This is a genomic window from Actinosynnema sp. NPDC023658 (assembly GCF_040639995.1).
GTDB lineage: Bacteria > Actinomycetota > Actinomycetes > Mycobacteriales > Pseudonocardiaceae > Actinosynnema.
Genome location: NZ_JBFAAX010000403.1, coordinates 1 through 5,267, shown reverse-complemented (window position 1 = coordinate 5,267; position 5,267 = coordinate 1). Strand labels below are relative to the sequence as shown.

Genomic DNA, 5,267 nt, shown 5'->3' with positions numbered 1-5,267 from the left:
GGCCGACGTCGACCGGAGGCGTGGCTCAGACCGGTGGGTGGGTCAGGCCGGTGGCGTGGCTCAGACCGGTGGGGCGGCTCAGACCGGTGGCGTGGCTCGGACCGGGCTGACCGATGCGAGGTAGCGGTCGGCCAGTTCCGGGTCGAAGAACCAGTGCTGGAGGTCCGTGGGGTCGGCGAAGGCGTTGACGAACCGCCCGGCGACCGCCGGGATCTCGTTGGCCGCGCCGAAGATGCGCATGATGTGCTCGGGTGGCGGCTGGAGCATGGCGTTGGTCCAGAACGTGACGTGCCGGGCGTACTCCCAGTACGACTCGAAGGCGGACGTCATCCACTCCTCGTCGAACGGCCGGTCGCCGCGCGCCTTGATGCTGTCCAGGTAGGACGCCGCGCACTTGGCGGCGCTGTTCGAGCCCTGACCGGTGAGCGGGTCGTTGGCCACCACGACGTCCGCCATGCCGAGGACCCGGCCGCCGCCGGGTAACCTGCCCACCGGCTTGCGCACCACCGGCGGGTAGGCGCCGGTCAGCGTGGCCCGCGCGTCGGTCAGCTCCACCGCACCGCAGCGGTCGTGCTCCCACGGCATGAACTCGCGCATCAGGCGCAGCGTGCGGTCCAGGTGCTCGGCCGGACCGGGTCGGTCGTCCCAGCAGTCCAGCGGTCCGCCGGGCAGTCCCTCGAAGAACAGGATGTCGCACGGGCCGCTGAGGGTGAGCGCGGGGATGACGAACAGCTCACCGACGCCCGGCACGGCGTTGAACCGCACCGCGCGCACGTCCGGGTGCTCGGGGCGGGGCGCCAGGCCGTGCACGTAGGCCACGGACAGGATCCGCTGCGGCTCCCGGTACGGCGAACGCCCGGCGTCCCGGTCGAACAGCTCCACCAGCTCGCCCTTGCCGGCCGCCACCACGACCAGGTCGTACAGCGCCGTCAACGAGTCGAGGTCGGCGGTGGTCACGCCGTGGTAGACGACCTTGCCGCCGCGGTCCTCCAGCAGCTCCAACCACCCCGCCATCTTCACGCGCTGGTCCACGGACTGCGCGATCTCGTCGAACAGGCCCAGCCAGTCGAGCGCGCGCTGCACTCCCCCGCCCTCGGCCGGCACGCCCACCGAGAGGCCGATGCCGAGCACGTCCGGCGCCTGCTCCTCCCACAGGTTCAGGCCGAGGTCCCGCTCGTGCTGGAGCGCCGGGCCGAACATGCACTGCGTGGACATCACCCGCCCGCCGCGGATCTCCTCCGGCGTCCGAGCGGACATCAACGTGACGTCGTACCCGCCGTCCACCAACCCCAACGCCAGTTGCAGGCCCGCCTGGCCCGCGCCGACGATCAGCACCTTCCGCATTGCCGCCACCTCTTCCACCGCAGGGCGTCCACTCACACCGGCCCGAAGGACAGGCTCAGGTCCATCGCGTAGGAGACGAGGGCCCTCAGCGCGGCGCCCACCGAAGCGCGGTCCCGCGCGTCGCAGGTGAACAGCGGGACGTCCGGCGAGATGGCCAGCGCGTCGCGCACCTCGTCCAGGTCGTGCGCGAGCAGCCCGTCGAACATGTTCACCACGACCACGAACGGCAGGTCCGAGTCGTTCTCGAAGTAGTTGATGGCCGCGAAGGACTCGGCTATGCGCCGGGTGTCGACCAGCACGATCGCGCCCAGCGCGCCGCGCGACAGGTCGTCCCACATGAACCAGAAGCGCGGCTGGCCGGGTGTGCCGAACAGGTATAAGACCAGGTCGTCGCTCAGGGTCAGCCGGCCGAAGTCCATCGCGACCGTGGTCGTGGTCTTGTCGGCCTCCGGGTCGACGGGGTCCACGCCCTCGGCGGCCTCGGTCATCCACGCCTCGGTGTTGATCGGCGGCACCTCGGACACCGAACCCACGAACGTCGTCTTGCCGACCCCGAAACCACCGGCGACCACGATCTTCGCCGAAATCGTCAACGGCGCGGCGTCAAACGCCCTTGAGCCCATCCAGAATCCTCTCCAGGAGGTGCACGTCGTACTGGTACTCGAAGCCGGTCGGGTGGATGAACACCATCTCCTGGGCGGCGAGGTCGCTGAGCAGCACGCGGATGACGCCCAGCGGGATGTCCAGGTGCGCCGACAGCTCCGCGACGGACGTGCGCTGCCGCGCCCGCTCGTAGAGCGCCTGCGACTCGGGCATGAGCTGGGCGCCGGCCAGCGGGTCGTAGTTCGGCACCGACACCAGCGTCTCCACCAGCAGCAGGTGCCGGGGCCGGGTCCGCCCGCGGGTGATCGCGTACGGGCGCACCCTGGTGCTGCGCATGGCGCCGGGCGGGGAGGTGGTGCCGGGTGAAGGGGTCGCGGGTGTCACAGCGCTGGGGGTCACTGCGGGTCGTTCTCCTTCGGCCGTCACGTGCCCGGGCGCCGCGCGGTGACCGTGCGGCGCATGTCGGCCCGCAACTGCGGCGTGAGCGCGTGCCCGGCGTTGTCGACGAACTTGGTCATCTCGTAGCCGATGACCTTCATGTCGCACGCCGGCGAGGTCAGCACGCCGAGGCCGGCGCCCTCACCGATGTCCATGAACAGGAAGTACCCGCCGGTCAGGCGGACGACGATCTGCTCGCAGGTGCCCTTGTCGAACACGGCGGCGGCGTTGCGCGCCAGGCTGAGCATGCCGCTGGAGATCGCGGCGAGCTGTTCGGCGGCGTCCACCCCGACGGTGTCGGAGGCCACCAGCGGCAGTCCGTCGGACGACAGGATCAGCGCGTGCGTGACGCCGTGCACCCGTCGGGCGAAGTCGTTGATCAGCCAGCTGAAGTCCGGCCCGGCGGCCTGGTCAGTCATCACTCGGGTGGTCCTCGCGGTGATCGACGGGGAGGGTGCCGCGGGCGGCCTGCTCGCCCGCGTCGAAGTCCGCCAGGTCGGCGAAGAACTGCTCGCCGCCCGCGGGCTCGCGGATCTCCGGCGACGACGCGGCGGGCGCCGCAGGACCGCGCAGGCTGGTCGGCACGCGACGGGGCAGACCGCCGGGCGTCACGCCGCCGTCGCCGCCGGACACCGTGTGCCGCGGTCCCTCGAAGTGCGGACGGGGCGGGGTGCGCGGCGCCGGTGCGGTGTTCGTGCCGGTGGGCGTGGTGGTGCCGGGCGTCGGCGGCGCGGGCGTGCGCACGAACGACACCTGCGGCGCCTCGCGCACCAGCTCGGCGGGCAGCAGCACCGACGCGGTCGTGCCGTGCGGTGAGCGGCGGCCCAACCAGACGCGCACGTCGTGCTTCTCGGCCAGCCGCCGCACCACCGCGAGTCCCATGTGCTCGATGGCGGCGCTGTCGAGGGCGGGTGCGGCGGACAGCTCGGCGTTCAGCGCGGTCATCCGGTCCGGGGGCAGGCCGATGCCGGCGTCCTCCACGCGCAGCAGGATGCTGCCGTTCTCGGTGATGTGCGCGCTCACCGTCACCGCGGAGCTGGGCGGTGACTGGGCGGTGGCGTTGTCGAGCAGCTCGGTGAGCAGCCGGCTGACGTCGTCGGCGGCGAAGCCGACCACCGCCAGCTGCGCCACCCGACCGACCTCCACCCGCGGGTACTGCTCGATCGCGGAGATCGCGGCGCGGATGACGTCGACCAGCGAGGCCGTCTCCTCGGCGGCGGCGCCCGCGTCCTGACCGGCGAGCACGCGCAGGTTCTCCGCGTTGCGGCGCAGTCGGGTGGCCAGGTGGTCGAGCCGGTAGAGCCGGGCCAGGGCGTCGGGGTCCTGCTCCTCGGCCTCCATCAGCTCCAGCTCCGCGAGGAGCGAGTCCACGAGGTTCAGGTCCCGCAACGCGATCCCGGCGCACACCCCCGCGAGCACGTCGTCGCGCGGCCTGGCGGCCTGCGGTGAGGCGGGTAGCGGGGTGCGGGGCGGCGGGGTGCGGCGCGGTTCGAGGAGGTCGACGACGGTGTCCCGCGCCTGCTCCAACACCGATCTGGCGCCCTGCCTGCGGTACTGGTCGAGCAGTGACCGCATCCGGCTCACCATGCGCGCTCCGCTTGGACGTCGTGGTCGGCCAACACCGCGCCAACCTTAGTGACGCAGAGATCGCGGTCAAGACGGAGGGTAGCTAATTGCACCCGATCGGGTACCCAAAGTGATCACGTCCGAGCCCAAGATCCCTGGTCGCGATGCGTGCGGTGACCGACAACCGAGGGCGCGACGTCCCGAACTCCAACGAGGGTCACCGCTCCCGGCGTCCGCCGGACGTGCCGTCCGACCGCACCCGGACTCGCGTCCGCAGCCGCTGCCGACACCGGGGAATGCATTCGGATGTGCAGGCGAATCCTCACCGCCGATCGGTGCAATACCCGATCCCCCGCCCGCTTCGAATCGTCGTGGCGTGGAATTGGTATCGGTCGCGTCCCGACCAGAACAGCCCCGTCGAAAGTGATCAGATCGCTGCGCCGGTATTGCGCCGAAACGGCAGGTCAGCCCGGGAAGGGCGGAAAGATCGATTTCCGCGGCCCACTCGACCTGGCAACCGTCACTCAATGTTTCGTTGAAGTTTCGGAGCGTTACGTATACGCTGCTGATTGTTTCTGGGAGCGCTCCCATATTGATCACCACCGCTCACTCTTCTGGAGGATGGAGGCTCGTCCATGCGTATGCGCACTACCTCCGGGTCTGTTACCAGACGGCGGGGCATCATCGCGCTGGTCATCAGTCTGCTGGCCGTGATGTTCGTCTGGACCCCCACGGCATCGGCGCACGGCACCATCGTCAGCCCGGCCACACGTGCTTACCAGTGCTGGCAAACCTGGGGTAGCCACCACACCGACCCAGCCATGCAGCAGCAGGATCCCATGTGTTACCAGGCCTTCCAGGCCAACGCCGACACCATGTGGAACTGGATGAGCGCGCTGCGGGACGGGCTCGGCGGTGCGTTCCAGGCGAAGACTCCCGACGGGCAGCTCTGCAGCAACGCGCTCTCCCGCAACAACGCCCTGAACACGCCGGGCCAGTGGAAGACCAGCAACGTGGGCAGCAGCTTCTCGATGCACCTGTACGACCAGGCCAGTCACGGCGCGGACTACTTCAAGGTCTACGTCAGCAAGACCGGGTTCGACCCGACCACGCAGCGCCTCGGTTGGGGCAACCTCGACCTGATCACGACGACCGGCAGGTACGCCCCGGCCAAGGACATCACGTTCAACGTCCAGACCAACGGCTCGTACCGCGGTCGCCACATCGTGTTCACGATCTGGCAGGCATCCCACGCGGACCAGACGTACATGTGGTGCAGTGACGTGAACTTCGGCTGACGAACCGGTCCACTCGAT

Annotated in this window: 6 protein-coding genes; 1 reads left to right on the top strand and 5 read right to left on the bottom strand. The window is 70.2% G+C overall.

Features of this window, described 5'->3' with window-relative positions:
• Nucleotides 1–78: 78 nt before the first annotated feature.
• From AB0G02_RS27580 to AB0G02_RS27560, 5 genes are all read right to left on the bottom strand, one after another.
• Nucleotides 79–1,344 carry a styrene monooxygenase/indole monooxygenase family protein gene (locus AB0G02_RS27580; RefSeq protein WP_360799199.1) on the bottom strand — a complete coding sequence of 422 codons (1,266 nt, stop codon included), beginning with the start codon at nucleotides 1,342–1,344 and terminating at the stop codon, nucleotides 79–81.
• A gap of 32 nt (nucleotides 1,345–1,376) precedes the next feature.
• A complete protein-coding gene (locus tag AB0G02_RS27575; RefSeq protein ID WP_360799196.1) occupies nucleotides 1,377–1,967 on the bottom strand; it encodes an ATP/GTP-binding protein in 591 nt (196 codons plus the stop codon).
• Nucleotides 1,948–2,283, bottom strand: a complete 336-nt coding sequence (locus tag AB0G02_RS27570; protein WP_360799202.1) for a DUF742 domain-containing protein — start codon at nucleotides 2,281–2,283, stop codon at nucleotides 1,948–1,950. The genes AB0G02_RS27575 and AB0G02_RS27570 overlap by 20 nt, the downstream gene beginning before the upstream one ends.
• 86 nt (nucleotides 2,284–2,369) lie before the next feature.
• Nucleotides 2,370–2,804: a roadblock/LC7 domain-containing protein gene (locus AB0G02_RS27565; protein ID WP_360799193.1), complete on the bottom strand. Its 435-nt coding sequence runs from the start codon at nucleotides 2,802–2,804 to the stop codon at nucleotides 2,370–2,372.
• Nucleotides 2,797–3,960, bottom strand: coding sequence for an ATP-binding protein (locus AB0G02_RS27560; RefSeq protein ID WP_360799191.1), 1,164 nt, complete (start codon nucleotides 3,958–3,960; stop codon nucleotides 2,797–2,799). The genes AB0G02_RS27565 and AB0G02_RS27560 overlap by 8 nt, the downstream gene beginning before the upstream one ends.
• Nucleotides 3,961–4,586: 626 nt before the next feature.
• Here AB0G02_RS27560 and AB0G02_RS27555 point away from each other — a divergent pair.
• Nucleotides 4,587–5,249: a lytic polysaccharide monooxygenase gene (locus AB0G02_RS27555; protein ID WP_360799189.1), complete on the top strand. Its 663-nt coding sequence runs from the start codon at nucleotides 4,587–4,589 to the stop codon at nucleotides 5,247–5,249.
• Nucleotides 5,250–5,267: the final 18 nt, after the last annotated feature.

Excerpts from the sequence above, each read along its gene's own strand:
- AB0G02_RS27580 (WP_360799199.1), bottom strand. The coding sequence starts at position 1,344 with ATGCGGAAGGTGCTGATCGTCGGCGCGGGCCAGGCGGGCCTGCAACTG.
- AB0G02_RS27575 (WP_360799196.1), bottom strand. The coding sequence starts at position 1,967 with ATGGGCTCAAGGGCGTTTGACGCCGCGCCGTTGACGATTTCGGCGAAG.
- AB0G02_RS27570 (WP_360799202.1), bottom strand. The coding sequence starts at position 2,283 with ATGCGCAGCACCAGGGTGCGCCCGTACGCGATCACCCGCGGGCGGACC.
- AB0G02_RS27565 (WP_360799193.1), bottom strand. The coding sequence starts at position 2,804 with ATGACTGACCAGGCCGCCGGGCCGGACTTCAGCTGGCTGATCAACGAC.
- AB0G02_RS27560 (WP_360799191.1), bottom strand. The coding sequence starts at position 3,960 with ATGCGGTCACTGCTCGACCAGTACCGCAGGCAGGGCGCCAGATCGGTG.
- AB0G02_RS27555 (WP_360799189.1), top strand. The coding sequence starts at position 4,587 with ATGCGTATGCGCACTACCTCCGGGTCTGTTACCAGACGGCGGGGCATC.